Origin of the sequence: Phocaeicola oris (genome assembly GCF_021295095.1) — a bacterium.
In the GTDB taxonomy this organism is placed as follows: Bacteria; Bacteroidota; Bacteroidia; order Bacteroidales; family Bacteroidaceae; genus Phocaeicola; species Phocaeicola oris.
On sequence record NZ_JAJLQX010000007.1, the window covers coordinates 50051 to 73336 of the forward strand.

The 23286-nt window shown below is 38.2% G+C and carries 18 protein-coding genes and 1 tRNA gene; 8 read left to right on the top strand and 11 right to left on the bottom strand.

Features of this window, described 5'->3' with window-relative positions; translation table 11 throughout:
- Positions 1–2: 2 nt before the first annotated feature.
- From LO761_RS05140 to LO761_RS05155, 4 genes are all read left to right on the top strand, one after another.
- Positions 3–1193, top strand: coding sequence for a primase-helicase family protein (locus LO761_RS05140; RefSeq protein WP_272817254.1), 1191 nt, complete (start codon positions 3–5; stop codon positions 1191–1193).
- 466 nt (positions 1194–1659) lie between these two features.
- Positions 1660–2601 carry a toprim domain-containing protein gene (locus LO761_RS05145; RefSeq protein WP_272817255.1) on the top strand — a complete coding sequence of 314 codons (942 nt, stop codon included), beginning with the start codon at positions 1660–1662 and terminating at the stop codon, positions 2599–2601.
- A gap of 182 nt (positions 2602–2783) precedes the next feature.
- Positions 2784–4124: a MobV family relaxase gene (gene mobV, locus LO761_RS05150; protein WP_272817256.1), complete on the top strand. Its 1341-nt coding sequence runs from the start codon at positions 2784–2786 to the stop codon at positions 4122–4124.
- 87 nt (positions 4125–4211) lie between these two features.
- Positions 4212–5201 carry an AAA family ATPase gene (locus tag LO761_RS05155; protein ID WP_272817257.1) on the top strand — a complete coding sequence of 330 codons (990 nt, stop codon included), beginning with the start codon at positions 4212–4214 and terminating at the stop codon, positions 5199–5201.
- Between the two features lie 23 nt (positions 5202–5224).
- Here the strand turns inward: LO761_RS05155 and LO761_RS05160 are convergent, their stop codons facing one another.
- Positions 5225–7804: a S8 family serine peptidase gene (locus LO761_RS05160; RefSeq protein WP_272817258.1), complete on the bottom strand. Its 2580-nt coding sequence runs from the start codon at positions 7802–7804 to the stop codon at positions 5225–5227.
- Between the two features lie 498 nt (positions 7805–8302).
- Positions 8303–8384 (bottom strand) — tRNA-Leu (locus tag LO761_RS05165).
- Between the two features lie 165 nt (positions 8385–8549).
- On the opposite strand from LO761_RS05165, the gene LO761_RS05170 reads away from it, so the two are divergent.
- On the top strand, positions 8550–9593 hold the full coding sequence (locus tag LO761_RS05170) for a mannose-1-phosphate guanylyltransferase (RefSeq protein WP_272817259.1): 1044 nt from the start codon (positions 8550–8552) through the stop codon (positions 9591–9593).
- A 65-nt stretch (positions 9594–9658) separates the two neighbouring features.
- Here the strand turns inward: LO761_RS05170 and LO761_RS05175 are convergent, their stop codons facing one another.
- The 3 genes from LO761_RS05175 to LO761_RS05185 all read right to left on the bottom strand — a co-directional run bounded on the left by LO761_RS05175 (position 9659) and on the right by LO761_RS05185 (position 12358).
- Positions 9659–10066, bottom strand: a complete 408-nt coding sequence (locus LO761_RS05175; RefSeq protein WP_272817260.1) for an HIT family protein — start codon at positions 10064–10066, stop codon at positions 9659–9661.
- Positions 10067–10121: 55 nt separating this feature from the next.
- Complete coding sequence (gene greA / locus LO761_RS05180; protein WP_272817261.1) at positions 10122–10592, bottom strand: transcription elongation factor GreA; 471 nt, start codon at positions 10590–10592, stop codon at positions 10122–10124.
- Positions 10593–11206: 614 nt separating this feature from the next.
- Positions 11207–12358: a thioredoxin-like domain-containing protein gene (locus tag LO761_RS05185; RefSeq protein ID WP_272817262.1), complete on the bottom strand. Its 1152-nt coding sequence runs from the start codon at positions 12356–12358 to the stop codon at positions 11207–11209.
- 193 nt (positions 12359–12551) lie between these two features.
- On the opposite strand from LO761_RS05185, the gene pnp reads away from it, so the two are divergent.
- Positions 12552–14843 (top strand): polyribonucleotide nucleotidyltransferase, encoded by a 2292-nt coding sequence (pnp, locus tag LO761_RS05190; RefSeq protein WP_272817263.1) that lies wholly within the window; start codon positions 12552–12554, stop codon positions 14841–14843.
- 102 nt (positions 14844–14945) lie between these two features.
- On the opposite strand, the gene rd is transcribed toward pnp, so the two are convergent.
- Together rd and LO761_RS05200 are read right to left on the bottom strand one after the other, a co-directional pair.
- Positions 14946–15107, bottom strand: a complete 162-nt coding sequence (rd, locus tag LO761_RS05195) for a rubredoxin (RefSeq protein WP_272817264.1) — start codon at positions 15105–15107, stop codon at positions 14946–14948.
- Between the two features lie 67 nt (positions 15108–15174).
- Complete coding sequence (locus LO761_RS05200) at positions 15175–15879, bottom strand: SIR2 family NAD-dependent protein deacylase (RefSeq protein WP_272817265.1); 705 nt, start codon at positions 15877–15879, stop codon at positions 15175–15177.
- 125 nt (positions 15880–16004) lie between these two features.
- On the opposite strand from LO761_RS05200, the gene LO761_RS05205 reads away from it, so the two are divergent.
- Complete coding sequence (locus tag LO761_RS05205) at positions 16005–16589, top strand: FKBP-type peptidyl-prolyl cis-trans isomerase (protein ID WP_272817266.1); 585 nt, start codon at positions 16005–16007, stop codon at positions 16587–16589.
- A 12-nt stretch (positions 16590–16601) separates the two neighbouring features.
- Positions 16602–17474, top strand: coding sequence for an FKBP-type peptidyl-prolyl cis-trans isomerase (locus LO761_RS05210; RefSeq protein WP_272817267.1), 873 nt, complete (start codon positions 16602–16604; stop codon positions 17472–17474).
- 428 nt (positions 17475–17902) lie between these two features.
- Here the strand turns inward: LO761_RS05210 and LO761_RS05215 are convergent, their stop codons facing one another.
- The 4 genes from LO761_RS05215 to LO761_RS05230 all read right to left on the bottom strand — a co-directional run bounded on the left by LO761_RS05215 (position 17903) and on the right by LO761_RS05230 (position 23282).
- A complete protein-coding gene (locus LO761_RS05215; RefSeq protein ID WP_272817268.1) occupies positions 17903–19171 on the bottom strand; it encodes a 3-keto-disaccharide hydrolase in 1269 nt (422 codons plus the stop codon).
- Between the two features lie 17 nt (positions 19172–19188).
- On the bottom strand, positions 19189–20046 hold the full coding sequence (locus LO761_RS05220; protein WP_272817269.1) for a sugar phosphate isomerase/epimerase family protein: 858 nt from the start codon (positions 20044–20046) through the stop codon (positions 19189–19191).
- A gap of 11 nt (positions 20047–20057) precedes the next feature.
- A complete protein-coding gene (locus LO761_RS05225; protein ID WP_272817270.1) occupies positions 20058–21575 on the bottom strand; it encodes a Gfo/Idh/MocA family protein in 1518 nt (505 codons plus the stop codon).
- A 63-nt stretch (positions 21576–21638) separates the two neighbouring features.
- Positions 21639–23282 carry a RagB/SusD family nutrient uptake outer membrane protein gene (locus tag LO761_RS05230; protein ID WP_272817271.1) on the bottom strand — a complete coding sequence of 548 codons (1644 nt, stop codon included), beginning with the start codon at positions 23280–23282 and terminating at the stop codon, positions 21639–21641.
- Positions 23283–23286 lie beyond the last annotated feature (4 nt).

Below are 23286 nucleotides of genomic sequence, written 5' to 3' on the forward strand. Positions count from 1 at the left end.
CTATGGAAAAGGAAGAATATATCCGAGTTGGTACCACCTTATATAAATTGGTAGACCAACCCAAATTAGGAGGTGGCTTTGTACGCAAGCGTATCGTGTGGAACAACGAAACGCTGCGCCAAGACCACGGCAAGGACTTTATGGCAAGTGTACCTAAGTACAATGGCTTCTGTACCTTGCCAGACCATGTGAACTATCAACCAGTTGTAGCAAACTTCCTCAATCTCTATGAGCCGATAGACCATGAGCCCAAAGAAGGAACATTCTCACACATAGAAGCCCTTGTATCGCATATATTTGGTGAACAGTACGAGTTAGGAATGGATTATTTGCAGCTGCTCTATCTAAAGCCCATTCAGAAATTACCTATTCTTCTGTTGGTATCAGAGGAGCGCAATACTGGTAAAAGTACTTTTCTCAACTTCCTTAAAGCCATTTTTAAGGACAATGTAACCTTTAACACCAATGAAGACTTCCGCAGTCAGTTCAATGCCGACTGGGCAGGAAAGCTCATCATCGTAGTAGATGAAGTACTGCTTAACCGTAGGGAAGACAGTGAACGACTAAAGAACCTAAGTACCACACATACCTACAAGGTGGAGGCCAAAGGAAAAGACCGCTCTGAAATAGCTTTCTTTTCCAAATTTGTACTATGCTCCAACAACGAGTATCTCCCTCTTATCATAGACATGGGAGAAACCCGCTATTGGGTGAGAAAAATAGAAAAGCTGCAATCTGATGATACGGATTTTCTCAAGAAGCTCAAAGAAGAAATACCTGCCTTCCTATTTTTTCTCCAGCATCGCACACTAAGTACCCAAGAAGAAAGCCGTATGTGGTTCAATCCTAAACTCACGGAAACACCAGCTTTAAAACGAATTATTAGGAGCAATCGTAACAAGCTGGAGATTGAAATGGCAGAACTTGCCATTGACATCATGAAGCAGATGAATATTAAAGAGTATTCTTTCTGCCTAAACGACATAGTTACGCTACTCAACTATACGCAAGTGAAAGCTGAGAAAAGCCATGTGCGAAAGATAGTACAAGATATTTGGAAATTGCAGCCAGCAAGCAATACACTTTGCTACACCACCTATCAGATAGACTTCAATCGCCCAAACTATTATTCCGATGTAAGGAGAATGGGCAGGTACTACACCGTCACTCTCGAACAACTTTCAGATAAATAAATACTATTATTTTGATGAAATGATGAAACAAGAATATAAGCTACTGAATATAAGGAGAATAAATGCTCATCAGAAATCCATCAGAAATAAATCATGGATGAAGTGTATAATTGCTGTCCAAAAGAGAAATAGTGTACTATGGTGCCAAGTTTCTCTTTTGGTAAGCAGTAAATCCTGAGAACATAGAGTAGCGATTTCACTACTTCCTGAAGTAGCAAGCACTTTTGTCTGCACAAAAGTACAACTTGCTCCCCAAGAAAAAATATCTTATCTGGTAAATAGTGATAAGATGAAACCGTGAAATAACGAAGTAAAGATATAAGGAAATAGTTGCACAAGCATCACTTCCCCTTTAGTTTATTTTTTTGATGAAGAGTTGATGTATAATATAAACACTCATTATCAAGCACCTACAAGTAAACTCATCAAATCATCAATTTTCTAACAACATCTAAGCCATACAATTATGAACATTGAAACAGCAAAACATATCAAATTGCAGGACTTTCTGCAAAGTATAGGGCATACACCTATCAAAATTAGTGGCGAGAAGTTATATTATAAATCGCCATTTAGAAACGAAACACAGGCATCATTCAAGGTAAACACAAAGCTCAACCTTTGGTATGACTTCGGACTTGGCAAAGGTGGTAGTATCATCGCACTTGCAGAAGAGTTATATCATTCAAGAGATATTTCCTATCTGCTTGCACAAATAGAAAAGTCAGCTCCAGGCATATCCACTATGAACTATCACTCCTACCAACCTACAAGAATTACTACTCCAGAAGAACCTGCTTTTAAGAACATAGAAGTCTACGAACTATCTCACCCAGCCTTACTTCATTACCTCGCGGAGCGCAAAGTGGATATTGCGATAGCTCAAAAGGAATGTATAGAACTACATTTTACTTACAAGGATAAAACCTACTTTGCTATAGGCTTTGCTAACAAGACAGGTGGCTACGAACTGCGCAACACATTCTTCAAAGGTTGTATAGCACCTAAATCATTTACGATTATCAAGGCAAAAGAACACGCCAATACTTGTTTGATATTTGAGGGATTTATGGACTACCTTTCTTATATGACCTTGCAAAAGCAAGGAAAGGGTATCTTAGCCCTTAGTGATGACAAGTCGGCTGGAGTTTCGGATATTATAATCCTTAACTCCGTCACCAACTTGCAAAAGGCAAAGAGCCTTTTAACTTCCTATGATAACATTGTTTGTCTTTTCGACAACGATAGGGCTGGCTGGGCTGCTAATGCAGAACTCTCAAAAGAGTTAGGTGCAAAGGTAGAAGATGGCTCCGTGGCTTACTCAAAGTATAAGGACATTAACGACCTGCTTTGTGATAAGCCTATTACCACTCAACAACAACGAAAGGGAAAGGGAAGAGGGCTATAAATCATCGCTTGCTCCCCTATGGATATTTCACAAGCGAAATACCATAGCTCATTAGGGCATTTTCTTTACGCAGCCGTTACACTCCTCTGCTAAAAATGCCCAATGGGCAAAGGGGAAGCCCCTTTTGAAACCCCGAAGAGAATCGTCAACCTAAACTTAAACCCAAATAATGCAAGACAGATATGGGATACGCAGTATTACATTTAGAGAAAGCGAAAGGAGCCGACACAGGTATGTCTGCTCATATTGAGCGCACAATCCATCCTAAGAATGCAGATGAAAGCCGCACTCACCTAAACAAAGAACTTATTGAGTTCCCTGATGGAATCCACTCCAGAAGTGAAGCTATTAGTTATCGTATCAATACGGCTGGAATCACTCGTAAAATTGGTAAAAACCAAGTAAGAGCAATCCGTGTGCTGCTCACAGGAACATACGAGGATATGAAACGGATAGAGGATAGAGGACAACTTAATAGTTGGTGTCAAGATAATATGCAATGGCTGCAAGAAACATACGGCAAGGAAAATGTGGTGTCGGCAGTTCTTCACATGGACGAACACACACCACATATCCATGCTACGATTGTGCCTATTGTTACCTGTGAGCGAAGAAAAGCCAAAAAAGAGGAAGAAAATGGTAAACGTAAATACCGAAAGAAGAAAGTTGGTACACCCAGACTATGTGCAGATGATGTGATGGCACGCAACCAACTAAAGAATTACCAAGATAGTTATGCCCAGCTCATGAATAAGTATGGCTTACAGCGTGGTATTGATGGATCGGAAGCCAAACATATCTCCATTTCTGAATATTACAAATCACTCATTGGTGCAACCGAGAACCTACAAAGTGAACTACAAACACTTGAATCAAGCAAAGAACAGCTTCAATCAGAACTTAAAGAGGTGAAACAAGGAATTAAAGTAGAGAAACTGAAGAGTTCTGCAGTAACTGCCACAACAGCGATTACGGATAGTGTATCTTCTCTTTTTGGAGGTAATAAGGTGAAACGAATGGAAGAGGAAAACAAGCAACTTAATGCAGACAAGGCTACATTGACAGGGAATATCTCTACACTCAAAAAGCAAATGGCTACTTCTGAAATGATGCATCAGCAGCAGATGGAAACTATAAAAGACGAGTTCACCCGATACTCAATTAGTAAACAAGAAGAGGAAAGGAAGTTGGAAGAACTTATTCCTTACCTTGCAGATCTCAAGGCTATCGTTCGTGAGTGTTTGCAAATGGGTTTTGCTACGCACTTGATACGAGCCATTTCATGCTTCAAAAAGGTCAGCTTTAGTGGCTCGCTTTACTCCAAGCAGCATAATCGCAAGTTTACTACCGAGCAATCTGTGGCATATATCAAGAATGTTATTCAACTTGAAACAAAGAATAAATGGCGGTTATTCATTGATGATTTGCCTGTAGTAGATTGGTTTAAAATGAAATATGAGCAATGGAAGGAGAATAATGAGCAGAATATTTTTCAAAAAAGACATGGGAGAATTAAAATGTAATGTCCAATGAGAACCATATTTTTCTTATAAATTTTGGTAATTCGACAACAATGAGCTATATTTGCAAATAAAAAAGGAACTCTTTATATGAAGCAGGCTGATTACATCAAACAAATTGCAAGATTTGCTTTAGCAAACGACAATACTCGTTTGCTTGATTTGTTGTATCAGTATGTAGAATACTCGCAGCAGAATAACAGAGGTAAATTTGCTTCAGAGATACTTTCTATCATTAAAGATACTGATAGAGGTAATTCTTTAGGTAAGTTGAGAGAGTTTCGATTAAATAAGGAAATTGAGAGTAGAGCTGAAGAGTTTATCATACAGACAGTAATGTCTTCGTTTACGATGAAGGATTTAGTTTGTACACCCAATATTCAGGAAGAACTTGAGTATTTTATCAAGGAAAGAAAGCAAGCTGATACTCTCGCTAAAATGGATATTCCTGTTTCAAATAAAATATTGCTTCATGGTCCATCCGGATGTGGTAAGACATTAAGTGCCTATGTGTTGGCTGGCGAATTGGATCGTCCTTTGATTATAGTAAATTTGGGTACAGTCGTTTCATCCAAATTAGGAGAAACAAGTAAAAACCTCACTCAAATATTTAAGACTGCAGACAAAGAAAAAGCGATTGTTCTATTGGATGAATTTGATAGCTTGGGTAAGATAAGAGATTATGATCAAGACCATGGTGAAATGAAGAGAGTTGTAAATACAATATTACAGTTGTTTGATTTCATCAGTCAAGACACAATCATTATAGCTGCTACTAATCAATTACAGATGATTGACGAAGCACTTATTAGGAGATTTGATTTGACAATTAAAATAGATTTGCCAACCCCCATACAGGTACATTCTCTTGTTCAATATACGATTAAAGATCGGTTCAAATTCGACAATGAAAAGGCTAAAGAGGAAATTATTAACAAAGAATGCAACAATTTATCCTACTACGTTATTAAACAAGCCTTGCTGAATGCTATTAAGCGGAATGTATTAGATGGATATGATAACAATGTTATCCGAACAGATATTTGGAAAAAACTCTTAAACAACAAAAGGATTGGTTAATACCAATCCTTTTGTTGTGTAGACTACACTTCAGCTTGAAGAGTAGCCTGAGCAATAGCTTCTACAGTATTCTCCTGTTCTAGGTTGTCGTATAGACTATTGCCATCTATTTCAACAGAATGATTCTGTTCAATTGTCAAAACGAATGAGAAAGGGTGGTCTGTTCCCTCTAAAAAATCACGTCCTGTACAACGAAAAATAATTGATATCTGGTTGCGAACCTTTTCAATTTCGTCACGACTTACATTTAAAATCTTTTTCTGTACATTTGAAAATATTTTGCTAGACGCTGGGTAAAAATCATCAGACCATGCTCCAACACTAGACTTAATGGCCATTCTATCATTATCGTCAGATGCTCTTTGTCTTGCATACTCTTCTGCATTCTTTCTTGGATCATCATGGTTCATGCTGTTTCCCAAATTGAAGGCAATATGAAATGGGCAATAAGATAAAGCATCGCCCCGTTTTGGATTGAACTTATAGCAGAGAGTAGCAGTTAAAGTTAGCAATGTACCTTTCTTTGAGTATTGGAGTAAATAACTTGGGATATTCAGATTTATGACCTTATGACTATCGAAGTCTATTCTATCTTCAATAACAAATGTACAACGATTATCAGTAGAATCTAAACATTTGGAAATATTGGGGACACCATGACCTGAAATATACTTTGATAATCGCTCTGAACTGTATTTCTTGGACAAACGAGACTTCTCGTTGCGATCTACATTTGGGTAAGAATTATTATCTAAAGCTTTTAAATTATCAATTGTTTTATCAAGATAATACGTTTTTATCGGGTCGGCACTATTAATCATCAGAGCCTTTACAGATTGCATGCTTAGGTTAGGATACTTACGAACAATTTTAGCTGCAATATTAGCTGCTAATGGGGCTGCGTAGCTTGTTCCTGAGTTCTGTTCCATTTTCAATCCTGCTCCATCCAATCTCGGCGATAAGACCAGCATTCTTGATGCAACATCCAGTTGGTCACCACCAGGCATAACTATATCAGGCTTAAAGAGATTCTTATTTCTTTGGTTGTTCTTGAAGCGAGTTCCATTAATTAAAGAATTGTAATCCATGTAATATTTACGAGAATAAAATGCAGGGAGTTCTTTGTTCCAACTCAATCCATGACTATTCCGACTTGGATTATAGTTTTCAGCGATAGCACCAACTGCCATATTGTTCATACTCTCACTAGGTTCACAGAGATTCATGCATTCACCATCATGGCATTCGGTTTCCTCCAATGTAATAAATGGGTTATAATAATGATTAGGATACTGCAAAAATTGCTTTACTTTTTTACTTGTTTCAGGTTTTGCAGCAACAATTTGCATTTCTTCGATATCTTCCGTACTTAGATTGCCCACAGAAATGAAAATTAACAAGTCATATAAGAAAGCTAATTGGTCAAGAATGTATGCGTAAGTAGAAATATCCTGGTTGTATGACTTTCCACGAACCGACATTGAGAGATTAAAGATGCGAATGCCATAATCATGATGAGCGTTAATGATAGCATCTTTTATTTCTGCAATATTCAATGGTCCACTTTCACCTCTTTGTACCTTTATAGAAAATATTTTAGCATCAGCATCAATGTTTTTTGCATTAATATCCTGGTAGAAATTATTCCCGAAGGCAGCCAATGTGGCAACAGTAGTTCCATGACTAGAATCGGACATTAAATTAATTTCATAAGGTTGCTGTTCTTCCTTATTGGTCAAATCAAAGCCATCTTGCTCCAATATTGGACCTAGTACGGCTAATCTCTGAACACCCGTATCAATAACACCAATCGTTGGTGCCCCCTCAAGCAAATTCAAAGTTGCATCCGATTCTATCTCTGGATTTCCAAATGTGTTAGGACGAACACGAATGTTATACAACGATTGAACAGTTTGTATAACATCAAAATTATCCAAGAGCGAAGCCAAGTCATCCTTTTTAATAAAATCTATCTGATATATATCTTGCTCTATCTCTTTATATACAATTTTCTGACTGTCTAGATACCCTTTCATAGTTTCCACTATGGCCAGTTGTTTATTTGCCATTCTTGGTGTAGTTTCTACCAATTCTAGGAGCACATCATGTGCATTACCATCCGTAATATCAAAAGACTTCATTGAATTACTGCTCCAATAGCTAAAACTATCCATTACAGTCAATAGCTTATACTCTGTACTTTCGTTAGCTTCTTCTGTAGAAAATGAATCAACCTGAGACATAAAAACATCATTAAATCGCCCTTCGTCAGCTATAGCAAACAGAACAGTCTGATTCATATTGGAGTAACTGAGTTCTGATAAGCCATAAGTAGCACAATATCTTTTTATCAATGTGCGATCAGCAATTTTAAAAAAATTAATTGATAGCATATCAAAATGCTCAACTACTATTTCTTGTGACCTTAAATTATGACGATTATCCAAAGCCTCTTCAAAATCTATACGGCAACGATGAAGTTTTGCTCTCTGCTGTCGATAGTTCTTAACTTCTTCTGATGCTTCTTCATCTCTACCTCGTGTTTGATTGAACACGAGGCAAATACCAAACTCATTCTTTAAAAATAGATGACTTTTATTCATTGTGTAGAGGTTTTTAATCTTTACAAAATATTCATAATCACAAAATTAATAATAAGTATTGAGAATACCATATAATACGTAACTAATTTAACGTGAACTCGATGTAATTTTAGTATTTGATATTAGAAATAATTGACCATGAATGGAGATTTTGAATAGCATGATTCTTTGCATTAAGTACTTTCCAATGGAGACATAGACTTCATTGACGAAGTTCTTTTGTTCCTAATTGTTACATATAGAAGTGGATATTTAAGAGATAGCTTGAAAAATCTTTGATTTAGAATTTCTAGAAGGAAGAATAAAGAAATGATGCCTTTAGAAGCCGTAGCGAGCATTCTTATATTGAATAACAAGGATGAGAAATCATTCAAGGATTAACTATGTTGAACATATAAAATGTGAATTTCATGTAGCTGACCGGGAACAATTTGGGAACATTTATAAAATAAGAAAAAGCTAAGTGTTTGAAAACAAACTACTTAGCTTTTTACTTTGTACCCAGACCCGGGGTCGAACCGGGATGGATTGCTCCACTGGTGTTTGAGACCAGCGCGTCTACCGATTCCGCCATCTGGGCATCTTTATCAAAGTGCGGATGCAAAGGTACTCTATTTTTCTTTATCTACAAACTTTCTGATATTTTTTTTCAAAAAAGATGGTTTTGCATATCTTTTTAGAGAAATAAGGGTATTACATTTAAAAATAAAAACTATATTTACACAGATTATAACCCAGCATATATATGGCCTACAATAACAATTACTGTATTATATTAGCAGGCGGGGTAGGAAGAAGACTCTGGCCTGTCAGCAGAGAAAAACTTCCCAAACAATTTGTTGATTTTTTAGGAACAAACCGAACCCTTCTACAACAGACATTCGACCGCTATCGCAAAATTGTCCCTACTGATCATATCATTATTTCAACTCATGTGACATATAAGGATATTGTCCTTGAACAACTGCCCGAACTTAATGAAAATCAGCTTATATTAGAGCCAATGCGTAGAAATACAGCTCCAAGCATCTACTGGGCTTGTTCACTTATTCAACAGAAAAACGCCAATGCCAATATCATTGTAGCTCCTACAGACCATGTCATCCTAAAGGAAGACGAGTTTTGTAAGGCAATTAACAATGGACTTGAGTTTATTGATCGTCATCCATATCTCCTCACTTTAGGAATCAAACCAAACAGTCCCGTCACCGAATATGGGTATATTCAACTGACAGACGAAAAAGAAGACAGATTTATCAAAGTAAAGACTTTTGTGGAAAAACCACAATTGGAATTCGCGAAAATATTTGTCGATAGCGGAGAATTTTACTGGAATTCAGGCATATTCCTTTGGAATGTAGATACGGCTATGCGAGCTTTTGCGAAATATATGCCGGAAATTTGTACAAAGTTGTCCAACGGAATTGAAGAATTCTCTACTTGCCCGAACATCTCTATTGACTATGCTGTGATGGAAAAAGCCGACAACGTATATGTACAATTGTGCGATTTCGGCTGGGCTGACCTTGGTACTTGGGAACTGATGTATCAACACCACGACAAAGACAAGCATCAGAATGTTACGCTCAGTGGAGAAACTATGCTTTATGATTGCGAAAATAATATTATTACCGCTCCAAAAGACAATATCATCATTGCCCAAGGACTGAAAGATTATCTGATTGCAGTAAAAGATAAGGTAATACTGATATGTAAAAAAGATGATAATGCCGCTATCCGTAAGTTCTATAATAAATTGCAAATGAAGTCAGGTGAAAAATATATTTAAAAATATAATAGAAAGGGATGCATCGAGATGATGCATCCCCTAATTTTTAAATAAGAAGAAGAATGCTACTTTTTATTGCTTCTCCAAGCTTCATTGATCATGCCGGCAATCTGTTTAAACTCTTCATCACTGAGTTTTAGTTTTGGATTAGAAAAAATCATATCTGATTCCTTATTAATAGGAATCAGATGAATATGAGCATAAGGTACTTCCAAACCAAGCACAGCCTCACCCACTTTCTTACATGGGAAAACTTCCTTAATAGCCGCAGCTACATTTTTGGCAAAAACCTGCATAGTTCCCAATTCCTCATCGCTCAAATCGAAAATATAATCAACTTCATGTTTCGGAACAACGAGTGTATGACCTTTAACCAACGGGTTGATATCAAGGAACGCATAAAACCGGTCATCCTCAGCTACCTTGTAACTGGGAATTTCACCTGAAATGATTTTACTAAATATTGTTGCCATAGTCTTCTGTATGATTTATTTGAAAAAGACAAAACTACATCATGCGGTATCGTTATCACTCTAAAACCGAGATATTCATAATTTCCAGTCTGATAGACCCTTTAGGCACCTTTACGTCAACAATGTCACCAACTTTATTTCCTAAGATGCCTTGAGCAATTGGAGTATTAACAGAAATCTTACCCAACTTCAAATTCGCTTCTTTTTCCGGAACGATAGAATAACTCATCTTCATACCGGTCTTCACATTCTTCAATTCAACTTTACTTAAAATCTGAACAGTATCGGTCTTGAGCTTTGACGGATCAATAATTTTAGCATCACTGATATCACTCTTTAGCTGATTAATTTTTGTTTCAAGCATCATCTGAGCTTCTTTCGCTGCATCATACTCGGCATTTTCCGACAAGTCTCCTTTATCACGAGCCTCTGAGATAGCAGCAATCACCTTTGGACGCTCAACAGACTCTAATTTTCTGAGCTCCTCTACCATTTTACGGTAACCATCTTCTGAGATATAACCCATAATATTTTCCTCCTATTTATTATAATTATTGTTCATTTTAATATAAAAATAAAAAGAATTCCGGCATATACATGTCGGAACCCCCTTCACCTTTTAAGTATTTGCAAAGATACGATTTAAAAGTGATAAAACAAAATTAATTCGATGCTTTACAACATATATATAAAAAAATAAACAAATGCATTTCTTAATACAGATAACAGAAAGGCTAAATCAAACCTAATCATTATATTAAAAAGACGTTATAGCAAGTCCAAAAAGGCATTTTCATTTTGTCGTTAGGCTAATTATATCAGTCATCAAGAAACTTTGAAAAGTGAACCATTTAAATTATCTAACTCATACGGATGAATTACTCAACTTATACGGATAAGTCATTTGTTTCACAGATGTGAGACACTTGTTTCACTCCTGTGAGACACTTGTTTCACTTATGTGAAACGAAAAACTCTCCTGATAAACATGGCAACTTATATGGTTCACTTTCATACTCATACGCATCGAAGCAATAACTGCTGTATATACGAACGATTCCTCCAAACCGTTTATCCATCTAAAAAAGAGCAATGATACACAATGCGTATATGGTAATTCCCCGAACTTACGTTAACAGTTTACATAATTTTCTCTATATCAGACTGTAATGATAACATTCCTGTGGTAGAATCGTAACGCTTCAATAATTCGTTATTACGATTGATAAGGAAAACTGTCGGAAGATTAGAAATACCATAAATGTTAACATACGCAGAATATATGCCATTCGGGTCACGAACACAGATCCAAGGTAATTTATCTGCTTGCGTCTTCCAAAAATGCTCGTCTGTATCCAAAGAGACTTGATAAATCTCGAATCCTCTCTCAGCATACTTATTATATAATTCTCGCAAAGCAAGATTACGAGTGGAAGACATGGCATTATTATATACCGTAAAGTCAAGTAATACGACCTTACCTTTCAGGTCAGTCAACTTCTGAACATGAGCATTCAAATCATTCAGCGCAATTTCAATAACTCCGGATTCCTTTATTTTTTCAGCCGGAACAGAAACCGTATCCATCTTAGGGGTACGGGTATTTTTCATTCCTTTAATAACTGTATTGTATAGATTACGCGAACGATCTGAATGAGGATACACATTGTTCATACTGGTTGCAACTGCTCCAAAGCATTTAACGTCTTCTTTATTTGACAATGGATCAAAAATCATGTAACCATTCAACGTTTGGAACAATGCAAAATATGCATAAGTTTTATTCGGTTCTTTAAAAATATAGTTACGTTTTACATTATCTTTATAGCTATTTATCAAGAAATTCAAACTATCCTGAGCGATACCCAAAGGTAAATTTGCTTTTCCCAACTCATTTACCTTATTCTGCAAATCATTCTGAAGTAAGACTAATTCCTTAATCTTTATATTGTTTTCTGAATCCTCAATAGTATACCCCGTAGCAAAATTCTTCGAGTCAGCTTTTATATTAACCACTTCTGTCGAGTCAATAGCAAAATTAATAATATTATCTTTCAAGCGTAAACGATAAAATTCCGGAGCAATAGGACGTTTCTGCGTAAATCGGAACGCGCCATTAGCATTCAGCTTAGTTGAATCCACAGAAATTACGCCTTCTATTCCCGACTCTTCAAAGTAAAGCATTTGGTTTTCCGCGCCACTTACTTCTCCTTCAACAACAAATTTTGGTTCGTTATTACATGCACTTAATCCCAACAGCAAACCAAACATTAATATTCCACCTTTTTTCATGAATATATTATACTATATAATTTGGGTACAAAGATACGTGTTTTAATGATTTAGCAAAGTTTTTTTATCTTTCTTATGCTTTTAAATAAAAAAAATCAATAAAAACATCAAGAAATTAGTACTTTATCAGCTTATTATTAAATAAATAGCTATCTTTGCACGTATTTTATGAATTTTAAGATAAATATTTTTTATGATCAATCCAATTGTTAAGACAATCGAGCTTCCTGATGGAAGAACCATCACACTCGAAACGGGAAAGCTGGCAAAACAGGCAGACGGTTCTGTTATGCTGCGCATGGGCAATACCATGCTGTTGGCTACTGTTTGTGCCGCAAAAGACGCAGTTCCCGGTACAGATTTTATGCCACTTCAGGTAGACTACAAAGAAAAGTATTCTGCATTCGGTCGTTTTCCGGGTGGCTTCACAAAACGTGAAGGCAAAGCCTCTGATTATGAGATTCTGACCAGCCGTTTAGTCGACCGTGCCCTCCGTCCTTTGTTCCCAGAAAACTTCCATGCCGAAGTTTATGTAAACATCGTTCTTTTCTCTGCTGACGGTGTCGATATGCCTGACGCTCTGGCCGGACTTGCTGCTTCTGCTGCGCTTGCTGTTTCTGATATTCCTTTCGAAGGACCTATTTCTGAGGTTCGCGTAGTTAGAATTGACGGACAGTTTGTTATCAATCCAACTTTCGAACAATTGGAAAGAGCTGATATGGATCTGATGGTTGGCGCTACCTATGATAATATCATGATGGTAGAAGGTGAAATGAGCGAAGTAGGCGAAGAAGATTTGCTGAATGCTTTAAAAGCAGCTCATGAAGCTATCAAGGTACAGTGTAAAGCTCAAATGGAACTAACTGAAGCAGTAGGCAAAACTGTTAAACGTGAGTATAACCACGAGAATAATGATGAAGAACTCCGAAAACAAATGAATGAGGAACTTTATCAACCGGCATACGACACAACAAAACAAGCCCTTCCAAAGCAACAACGTGCAGAAGCATTCGATAAGATTCTTGCTGATTTCAAAGAGAAATATGAGGCTGCTCATGCTGATCTCTCCGAAGATGACTTAGCCGCAAAAGAAGCTATGATGGATCGTTACTATGCCGATGTTATGCGTACAGCCATGCGTCGTTGCGTTCTCGATGAAGGTATTCGCCTTGACGGTCGTAAGACTACCGATATTCGTCCTATCTGGTGCGAGGTTAGTCCACTGCCGGGGCCTCACGGATCAGCGATATTCACTCGTGGTGAAACTCAATCACTTGCAACTTGTACATTAGGAACCAAACTGGATGAAAAAATTGTTGATGATGTTTTGGATCAGAGCAAGCAACGTTTCTTGTTGCACTATAACTTCCCTCCATACGCTACAGGTGAAGCTAAAGCGCAGCGTGGCGTTGGCCGTCGTGAAATCGGACATGGCCATTTGGCTTGGCGTGCAATCAAAGGACAGATTCCTTCTAACTACCCTTATACAGTTCGCGTCGTTTCAGATATCTTAGAATCAAACGGTTCTTCTTCTATGGCTACTGTTTGTGCCGGCACATTGGCATTGATGGATGCAGGAGTTCCTATTAAGAAACCGGTATCAGGCATAGCAATGGGATTGATTAAGGATGATGACAGCGATAAATATGCCATTCTCTCCGATATTTTAGGTGACGAAGATCACTTGGGCGATATGGACTTCAAGGTAACCGGTACTCGCGATGGTATCACAGCAACTCAGATGGATATCAAGTGTAACGGACTTTCTTACGAAATTCTTGCAAAGGCATTGAATCAAGCAAAAGCAGGTCGTGAGTTTATCCTCGGTAAAATTACTGATACATTAGCTGAGCCACGTCCGGACTTGAAGCCACATGCTCCACGAATTGAATCTCTTGTTATTCCTAAAGAGTTCATCGGTGCTATCATAGGCCCGGGCGGAAAGATTATTCAGAATATGCAGGAAGTTACAGGTGCTACCATAACTATTGAAGAGCAAGAAGATGGCGGACATGTTGAGGTTTCCGCTTCTAATAAACAGAGCATTGACGATGCAATGCGCATGATTAAGGGCTTAGTCTCCGTTCCTGAAGTTGGTGAAACTTACGAAGGCAAAGTTAAATCAGTTATGCCATACGGTGTATTTGTAGAGTTCTTACCAAACAAGGATGGTCTGCTCCATATATCTGAGATTGACTGGAAACGCTTCGAAACAATTGAAGAAACCGGTTTGAAAGAAGGTGATACCATTCAGGTTAAATTATTGGATATTGATCCAAAAACGGGTAAGTTTAAACTTTCTCATCGTGCTTTACAGCCAAAACCGGAAGGTTATCAAGAACGCCCTGAACGTAAAGATGGCGAACGTCGTCCTTTTAATAAAGACCGTCATAGCAATGCTCATCGTAATAATGAACATCATAACAACCATCAGAATCGTCAGGAACAACAACTCGATTCCGATCAAGAAAAAGGGCAAGAATAATTCTTACTACTCTTATAATAAAAAAGACGAGCCCTTTAAAGACTCGTCTTTTTTATGTATAATTAACAACAATATCTGCTTATCAATTATCAACTACTTCACTTATTCTTCCGGTTCGAATTCGTCTTTGCCTACACCACAAAGAGGGCAAACGAAATCTTCTGGAAGATCTTCAAATGCCGTTCCGGGAGCAATACCATTATCAGGATCACCTACCGCAGGGTCATAAACCCAACCACAAACTGAGCATACATACTTTTTCATGACTGTAAAAATTTAGATATTAGTAAATTCGCGAACAAAGGTAAACAATTTAATCTAATCCGCTTCTTTATACTTCCATTAATTTTATAAATTCCTCCATCCCTTCGGAAGCCCCCTTTTGAATAACATGTACTTTTTTTCTCGAAGACATAGCAACTTCTTTTGGATCAATTAAATAAACGGGTACCTCATACGATATATAATTCAATAATCCGGCTGCAGGGTATACATTAAGCGAAGTCCCTATGATAAGGAATATGTCTGCTTTCTCCACATAATGGATGGCATCCTCAATCTTCGGAACAGATTCTCCAAACCAAACAATAAATGGACGGAGTTGACTGCCATCGGACGCGGTATCACCCATCTTCACAGCCCATCCTTCCGGCTTTAGCGTCTTAATATACTTTGGATTATTCGGATCTACACTTGAAGTAACCTTCATCAATTCGCCATGCAAGTGAATAACATGTGTACTCCCTGCACGTTCATGCAAGTCGTCTACATTCTGAGTAACCACTGTCACATTAAAATTCTTTTCCAATTGCGCAACCAACTCATGGCCTTTATTTGGCTTTGCGGACAACAATTGCTTACGCAATCCATTATAAAACTCAATTACCAACTCAGGATTACGTTCATAGCCCTCCGGCGTAGCAACATCTTCTACATTATATTGTTCCCATAAACCACCTGAATCACGGAACGTCGCAAAACCACTCTCTGCGCTCATGCCTGCACCTGTCAAAACTACTAAGTTTTTCTTTTCCATCTTTTCCTCCATTTTATGCTTCCTACAAAAATAAGAAAAATTAAGTCTAAAAGCTCTATCATTCCATAAAAACTTTCTACCTTTGCAATTTATAAACAACAATCACCTAAAAGGTTAATCATAAAATGGATAAATTCAGTTATGCTATTGGCATGGGAATGGGCCAAAACTTAAAAAGCATGGGGGCCGATAAACTCATTATTGAGGACTTTGCCCAAGCAATAAAAGATGTATATGATAATGAAAATACAAAAATGAGTTTTACCGAAGCTCGCGATCTGGTCAATACATTTTTCGCTGCAAAGGAAGCTCAAATGAATGAAGAGAGCCAAAAGAAAGGGAAAGAATTTCTTGCCAACAATGCAAAACGCCCTGAAGTTACAACACTACCAAGTGGATTACAATACGAGATTCTAAAAGAAGGAAACGGACGTAAGCCTGCTGCTACCGACCGAGTAAAATGCCATTACGAAGGAACTTTAATTGACGGAACCGTATTCGATAGTTCCATCAAACGTGGTGTTCCCGCTGTTTTCGGTGTAAATCAGGTTATCAAAGGATGGGTTGAAGCTCTGCAACTGATGAGTGAAGGTTCTAAATGGCGTTTATTTATTCCTTCTGAACTGGCATACGGTGACCAGCAGGCCGGAGAAACGATTCCTCCACACAGCACACTCATATTCGACGTAGAATTATTACAAGTAATATAAAAGCAAAAGAAAATGAAAAAATTAGTTTACTTTGCAGCTGTTGTAGCTGCAGCAAGCCTTACAGCTTGTAACGCACAGGCACCTAAGGCTAATCTTTCTAATAGTGTTGACAGCCTTTCTTACATGATCGGCGTTGCTAATACTCAAGGATTGGATATGTATGTCAGCCAACAGTTGGGCATTGACTCTGCCAACATTGCAGACTTCCGTAAAGGTGTTTTAGAAGGATTCAATAAAACGTCAAAGGCGGACGAAGCTTATATGGCCGGTGTACAAATAGGACAACAAGTCGCAGGTAGAATGTACGATGCCATGAACGAACGTATCTTCGCAGGCGACTCTACCCAAAAATTAAGCAAGGACAATCTTATTGCCGGATTTATTGCTGCAATGACCAACAAAGCCACTCTTACTCCTGATAGTGCTAATGTTCTTGTTGACACAAAGATGAAGGCTATTCGTCATAATATCAACTTAAAAAAGTATGCCGATAATAAGGCTACCGGTGAAAAATTTCTTGCCGAGAATGCCAAAAAAGATAGCATTAAGACTCTTCCTGACGGACTGCAATACAAAGTTATCAAACAGGGTACCGGTGCTCTGCCTGTTGACACTTCAATGGTCAAGGTTAACTACCGTGGAACATTAGTTGACGGTACAGAATTCGACAGTTCTTATCAGCGTAACACTCCTGCTACATTCCGTGTTGACCGTGTCATCAAAGGTTGGACTGAGATTTTGAAGATGATGCCTGTAGGCTCTAAGTATCAGGTTTACATCCCACAAGAACTTGCATACGGTGAAGAAGGCGGTGGTGCCAAGATTTTACCGTTCTCTACACTCATCTTCGATATTGAATTGCTGGAGATTGAAGCGAAAAAATAATATTTCGGATTATATATAACAAAAAGGCTGCTCATTGAGGGCAGCCTTTTTGTATACTTACCATTCGGGTATCATTTATAACTTAATATCAGATGCACACATCCGGCACAAGATATAAACTCGTTGGAAGAAGTGATACACATAAGTTCACAAAGTTATCAAAAGATTCTGCAAAGTGATCCGTATGAATCGGAGTAGTAGCTGCATACTGTTGAAGAACCGATTTGTAAAAGTACATATTCAAAAGCATAAAAGCGAAGAGTCAGAAGAAATAAAGATTAAAAAAGTGGCTGTGCTCCCGCACAACCACCTCATCCTTAAAAAACATTACCTATGAGGAAATATAAGGAAAGCATTTCTCTGCTTCTTCTTGTAAATAACATGATTAAATACACATTTAAAAATTCTTTTCAGCATCCTTTTCTATGCTATAAGGTTGTCAATCTCAAGTTACGCCAAAGCACTTTTATTCCACCACCATCATGAATCTGAAGAGCGATTCGCCCATGTCCCTTCCCTATCTCCTCGTCGGTAATGTTGACCATTTCCTGATCATTCAGCCATGTGGTCACATGATCGCCCTGTACTTTAATACGCATCGTATTCCACTCTCCTTCTTTTAAGATATTCTCTTTCTCGGGAGGAATTTGAACAAGCCAACCTCGTCCGTACGACTCGTATATTCCACCGGTGTCATTACCCTTTGGAGCAACCTCAACCTGCCAGCCCTCGACTATTGCTTCCTTGTCAACAATAGAACGGATAAACACTCCCGAATTGCCATTCGCCTCCTGTTTAAATTCCAGCCTCAGGTCAAAGTCATCATAATACTTAGTGGTAGCAAGATAGCCATATTTCTTTTCCGGTCCACTCTCACAAACCAAAAGGCCATCCTGTACATACCAAAGTTCTTTTCCGAATGCTTCCCAACCTTTCAAGTCCACCCCGTTAAACAACTCCACCGTCTCCGGCTTACGTGGCAACTCTTTCAGCTTGATATTACGGAAAGAGGCCGGATAACCATGGTCTTGCAAACAGATAAGTCCTTTCCGAGACAAACCATATTCCGGAGCGTCTGCCCATTTGCCACTGTTCTTACGTTGAAACCAATCGGCTGTCCATGCGTCAAACTCAAGTATCTTCGCTCCGTTGAGCCAATGTTCCACATGGCCATTGTCAAACACGATCTTAGAATTATTCCATTCTCCGGCTGGGTTAACTTTCATCTTAGATTGATCTGGCAGGTACATCGCGTAATCAACCCCAAGCTTCTGCCATTCTTCCAGCTTGTCCGGAAAATTCGGCTCATCAATCAGTTGGTATTCAGGTCCCGTCACGTATGGAACTTTAAACTGGGGACGCTCTACCACGTGATAAAGCATGCCGCTGTTACCGCCCTTCGAGAGTTTCCAATCCCAAACAAGTTCAAAGTTCTCATATTCCCTGTCGGTTACAATATACCCACTCCCATCACTACCATCTCCCTTTGCTTGTATACAGCCATCAACCACATGCCAGGGTTCCGTAAGTGCCGTGCCATTATAATCGCGCCAACCGTTCATTGTCCGGCCGTCAAATAAAAGCACCCACCCTTCCGCCTGCTCTTCCGGAGTCAACGTGTTTTGCTGACCGCTTCCACAAGAGAATAACACTATTGCCATAAGAACAGGCAAAAAATATATCAAAATCTTTTTCATTACGTAATTTTATGCTCTTATTTTAAAATTTCTTCAGTGATATGATTAAAATAATCTATGCACTTTCTAATATCAGGATCAGAATTATCCCAATTGTACTCATACTCTATAGCAAAATATCCACTAAAATTCTGAGCTTTCAAGATTTTCAGCATTTCCGGCACATTCAGTATTCCTGTGCCCCAAATCACATCATGTTGCCATTCTCCATTCGCTTTTGGAGCTTCAATATCCTTAAAATGTAACGAAATAATTCTTCCTTCTAACTTTCGTAAACATTCTAATTGATTCAATCCACAGCGATTCCAATGCCCTACATCAGCACATGATCCGATATTCCTATCACGAGAAGATATGGCGTCAAGCAAATTCTTCGGATTCCAATATAGAGATGGCTTCGGATGATTGTGCACAGAAACTTTTATACTGAACTCTTTAGATAACCGTTCTACCATATCCCAATCCGAAAGATTAGGTTCACAGGTTATATATTCCATTCCCATGGATTGGGCAAATTGGAATTCTTTTTCCCAATCTTCTGTTTTATCTGTAGTAAACACTCCCGTTCCAACGATCTTAATTCCTCTTACAGCTGCGCTGTCTATTATTTCCTTACGGGTTTGCTCATCCATGTCATATCCAAAAACAGCAGTACCATATTTCCCACCAAGTTTATGTCCGGGAAAAGCTTCTATATACTTTATTCCCAATTCCTGCGTTTTATCTAATGCTTCGATAAAGGTAAACTTATGAAACGTATATGATTGTATTGCGAGCTTCCAGTCTTGCTTCTCTGCCTTTGTATCATTACTTCCATAACCATTAGACAAAAAGCATGAAAAAGCAATCAGTAACAATAAAAATATTTTCTTCATATCACTTGTTTTTAATCATTGGGCATATCTGGTAAAGAATAACCATTTTGATAAGTATGCTTAACCCATTCCTTGGCAAGATCGAGTGCATTATATTCGGCATACCGGCGATCAAAACGAGGGTCTCCGTCAATAACTTTGAAATCATCATAATTCACAATCTTCACTTTATCATTGGGCGAAATGTTTGTAAATCTCATATTGTCACCATCCCAATGAAGTTCTTTATGCAATCCTGTAAGACCAGCAAAACGAACTGCCAATACTCCCATGTCAACCATTTCTGTAAATGGACCGGAGAATTGGAAATTGGAAGACGGTTCCACACGACTTTCAGGTGACTCTTTACATGCACGAATCCAATCCTGTTCATGTGCGTCCGTATCCCATATATTCCCATGTCCACCAGGTACACGTCGTAACGTAGGTTCCGGTTCTTTAAAGTATTGCATGGCTGTCTTGGGTAACAAAGTAGGATTCATGCCATAGCATCCTGTCATAATCTTACCCTTTGTTCCAATAAAAATAATACCTCCATTTTCATCTCCCATCATCTCACCCTCTTCAAGTTCTTCCGGACGAGGAGGCATCAAGCCACCATCGTACCATATTACTTTTACTTCCGGCATTCTCACATTACCTTTGGCTTTTCGTTCAGGGAAGGTATAAGTGATTACTTCGGCATGAGGGGGAGAATATAAATTACTCAATGTAGAACTCGCCATAACCTTTATCGGATATTTTATTCCCAATGCCCAAACAACAGGATCCATGATATGACATGCCATGTCTCCCAAGGCACCCGTACCGAAGTCATACCATCCTCTCCAATTCCATGGAGTATATGAAGGATGATAAGGACGCATTTCTGCTGGTCCGATAAACAAATCCCAATCAAGAGTCTTCGGGCATTTTACTTTTTCAATCGGTTTCATCAACCCTTGAGGCCAAATAGGACGATCCGTCCAGCAATGTACTTCGTACACATCACCGATAGCCCCTGCCCAAATCCATTCTGACACACGACGGGCCCAATCAAATGAATTCCCTTGGTTGCCCATCTGTGTAGCAACTTTATATTTTTTGGCAAGTTTGGTTAAAAGGCGCGCTTCATATACAGAATGAGTAAGTGGCTTCTGTACATAAACATGTTTCCCTAATGTCATGGCATGAGACGCTATAATAGCATGCGTATGGTCGGGTGTAGCAATAGTTACGGCATCAATGGATTTCCCCATCGAATCAAGCATCTCGCGCCAGTCCTTATAACGTTTGGCATTCGGATAATCATGGAATGTCTTCATGGCATAATCCCAATCCACATCACATAAGGCAACAATATTTTCAGTCGCCATATTTTTCAAGTTCCGACGGCCTACTCCACCGATTCCAACACCCGCAATATTTAATTTATCATTCGGTGATACATGACCGAAACCTTTTCCTAACACAGTATTAGGAACAATTGTAAAAGCAGCTGCACCCAACAGGCTGTCTTTTATAAAACTTCTACGTGAAATTTTCTTCATAACAAACAAGATCAATATTTTAAAAGGAGAATCCACACTGACAATGTGGATTCCCTCTATCTGTTAATAATTATCATTTTGAGTCAAAGATCCTCCAACATAATCTATTTCTGTCTGTGGAATTGGATACGGCCACGTTTTATCTGTAACATTAGTTCCAGTACCACTATAAATTCCTTCATCTGTTTTACCGAAACTCTGCATTGTAGAAACAAACATTTTCCATCGCAGCAAGTCATACAAACGTAAGCCTTCACCTGCAAATTCTACTCTTCGCTCATGACGAACAGCAGCACGCAAATCATCAGAAATTTTAACTTTATACTTCTTATTAAATACCTCTTCCGTTATCTTCTGATCTCCAGAAATATTAAATTTCCTATATTTAGCATACGAATCCGTTGGAGACGTTGTCACAAATGCACGATGGCGAACTTTATTAATAATATCTACAGCCAATTGTTTATCTCCACCTGTTTCAATCAAGCATTCTGCATACATTAATAAGACATCTGCATAACGAATATGGAAGAAAGACCAATCTGTATGCATAAGATCTCCATCCGGTCTTCTTGAATAATCTACCCAAATCTTTCTATTATGCTGGAGAGAATAATCGTCATACCCTGAATAATCATGAAGTTCTGTAGTAACACCATCACCTTTGTAAAAAATATCTCCAGAAGACATGACTGTATGCGTCAAACGTGGATCTCCTATTTCATATTCTTCAACTAAGTTTTTGGTGGGACATTCTCCTCCCCACCCTCCTGTTGTATTTCGCCCAATACACATTTGAGGAACAACACTTCCTGTAGTATAGTTAGGTATATAAGCCCGAGGTGTTAAAAAGATGGCTTCTTTTGACATATAACCTTTAGCCACACTATTAAATAATGTCTCATAATCATCTACCAAGCCAAATTGTCCACTATCTATAACATTTTTCAAATCTGGCAAAGCACCTTGATCATCCCCAAAAAACATCTTAACTCGTGCTCTGAATGATAAAGCAGCTTCTTTAGAAACTCTGCCGAATTCTGATTCCGGGATTTGGCTTGCTGAAGGAAGATTAGATTCGGATATTGCATCATTTAAGTCTTTTAGGATAAATTCTTTCACTGCATTTCCATCAGATTTTGAAATTTCTTTTTTCTCTGTAGCAGTTAAAGGATGATCAATAATAGGAACATTTTGAAACATTACCGCTAAATCAAAATAATAGAAAGCACGCAAGAATTTAGCTTCTGCTATCCAACGAAGAATATTCTCTTTTGCGACAATAGCTCCACCATCAGCAATTACTTCTGTTTCCGGTGTTACCGTCGACAAGAATACATTACATGCAGAAATGGCTTGGTAACGATGATTCCATAAATCCCTCAACATACTACTTGTTGCTGGAGGATTGCCTCTGCTTACTTCTGTAATAACAACTCTATCAGCAGCGTCAGAACCTCCTTTCATACAATCATCAGTCAATTGGTCGCCCATATCAAATTTCATTTGTTGAAAGCTCCAATGATCCAAAATCGGAGTATAACAATTAATAAGTAATTTAAATCCACCATTTTCTGAATTCAAATATACAGATTCATCCACAGAACCAAGAGGTTGGCGATCTAAAAAATCAGATGTACAACTTGAAAATAAGAAATTTACAAGTAAAGCCATTCCCCAGACACTTGATATAATATATTTTTTCATACGA

Bases quoted from the DNA above. Each gene is read 5' to 3' on its own strand.
- LO761_RS05140 (WP_272817254.1), top strand. From the start codon at position 3: ATGGAAAAGGAAGAATATATCCGAGTTGGTACCACCTTATATAAATTG.
- LO761_RS05145 (WP_272817255.1), top strand. From the start codon at position 1,660: ATGAACATTGAAACAGCAAAACATATCAAATTGCAGGACTTTCTGCAA.
- mobV (WP_272817256.1), top strand. From the start codon at position 2,784: ATGGGATACGCAGTATTACATTTAGAGAAAGCGAAAGGAGCCGACACA.
- LO761_RS05155 (WP_272817257.1), top strand. From the start codon at position 4,212: ATGAAGCAGGCTGATTACATCAAACAAATTGCAAGATTTGCTTTAGCA.
- LO761_RS05160 (WP_272817258.1), bottom strand. From the start codon at position 7,804: ATGAATAAAAGTCATCTATTTTTAAAGAATGAGTTTGGTATTTGCCTC.
- LO761_RS05170 (WP_272817259.1), top strand. From the start codon at position 8,550: ATGGCCTACAATAACAATTACTGTATTATATTAGCAGGCGGGGTAGGA.
- LO761_RS05175 (WP_272817260.1), bottom strand. From the start codon at position 10,066: ATGGCAACAATATTTAGTAAAATCATTTCAGGTGAAATTCCCAGTTAC.
- greA (WP_272817261.1), bottom strand. From the start codon at position 10,592: ATGGGTTATATCTCAGAAGATGGTTACCGTAAAATGGTAGAGGAGCTC.
- LO761_RS05185 (WP_272817262.1), bottom strand. From the start codon at position 12,358: ATGAAAAAAGGTGGAATATTAATGTTTGGTTTGCTGTTGGGATTAAGT.
- pnp (WP_272817263.1), top strand. From the start codon at position 12,552: ATGATCAATCCAATTGTTAAGACAATCGAGCTTCCTGATGGAAGAACC.
- rd (WP_272817264.1), bottom strand. From the start codon at position 15,107: ATGAAAAAGTATGTATGCTCAGTTTGTGGTTGGGTTTATGACCCTGCG.
- LO761_RS05200 (WP_272817265.1), bottom strand. From the start codon at position 15,879: ATGGAAAAGAAAAACTTAGTAGTTTTGACAGGTGCAGGCATGAGCGCA.
- LO761_RS05205 (WP_272817266.1), top strand. From the start codon at position 16,005: ATGGATAAATTCAGTTATGCTATTGGCATGGGAATGGGCCAAAACTTA.
- LO761_RS05210 (WP_272817267.1), top strand. From the start codon at position 16,602: ATGAAAAAATTAGTTTACTTTGCAGCTGTTGTAGCTGCAGCAAGCCTT.
- LO761_RS05215 (WP_272817268.1), bottom strand. From the start codon at position 19,171: ATGAAAAAGATTTTGATATATTTTTTGCCTGTTCTTATGGCAATAGTG.
- LO761_RS05220 (WP_272817269.1), bottom strand. From the start codon at position 20,046: ATGAAGAAAATATTTTTATTGTTACTGATTGCTTTTTCATGCTTTTTG.
- LO761_RS05225 (WP_272817270.1), bottom strand. From the start codon at position 21,575: ATGAAGAAAATTTCACGTAGAAGTTTTATAAAAGACAGCCTGTTGGGT.
- LO761_RS05230 (WP_272817271.1), bottom strand. From the start codon at position 23,282: ATGAAAAAATATATTATATCAAGTGTCTGGGGAATGGCTTTACTTGTA.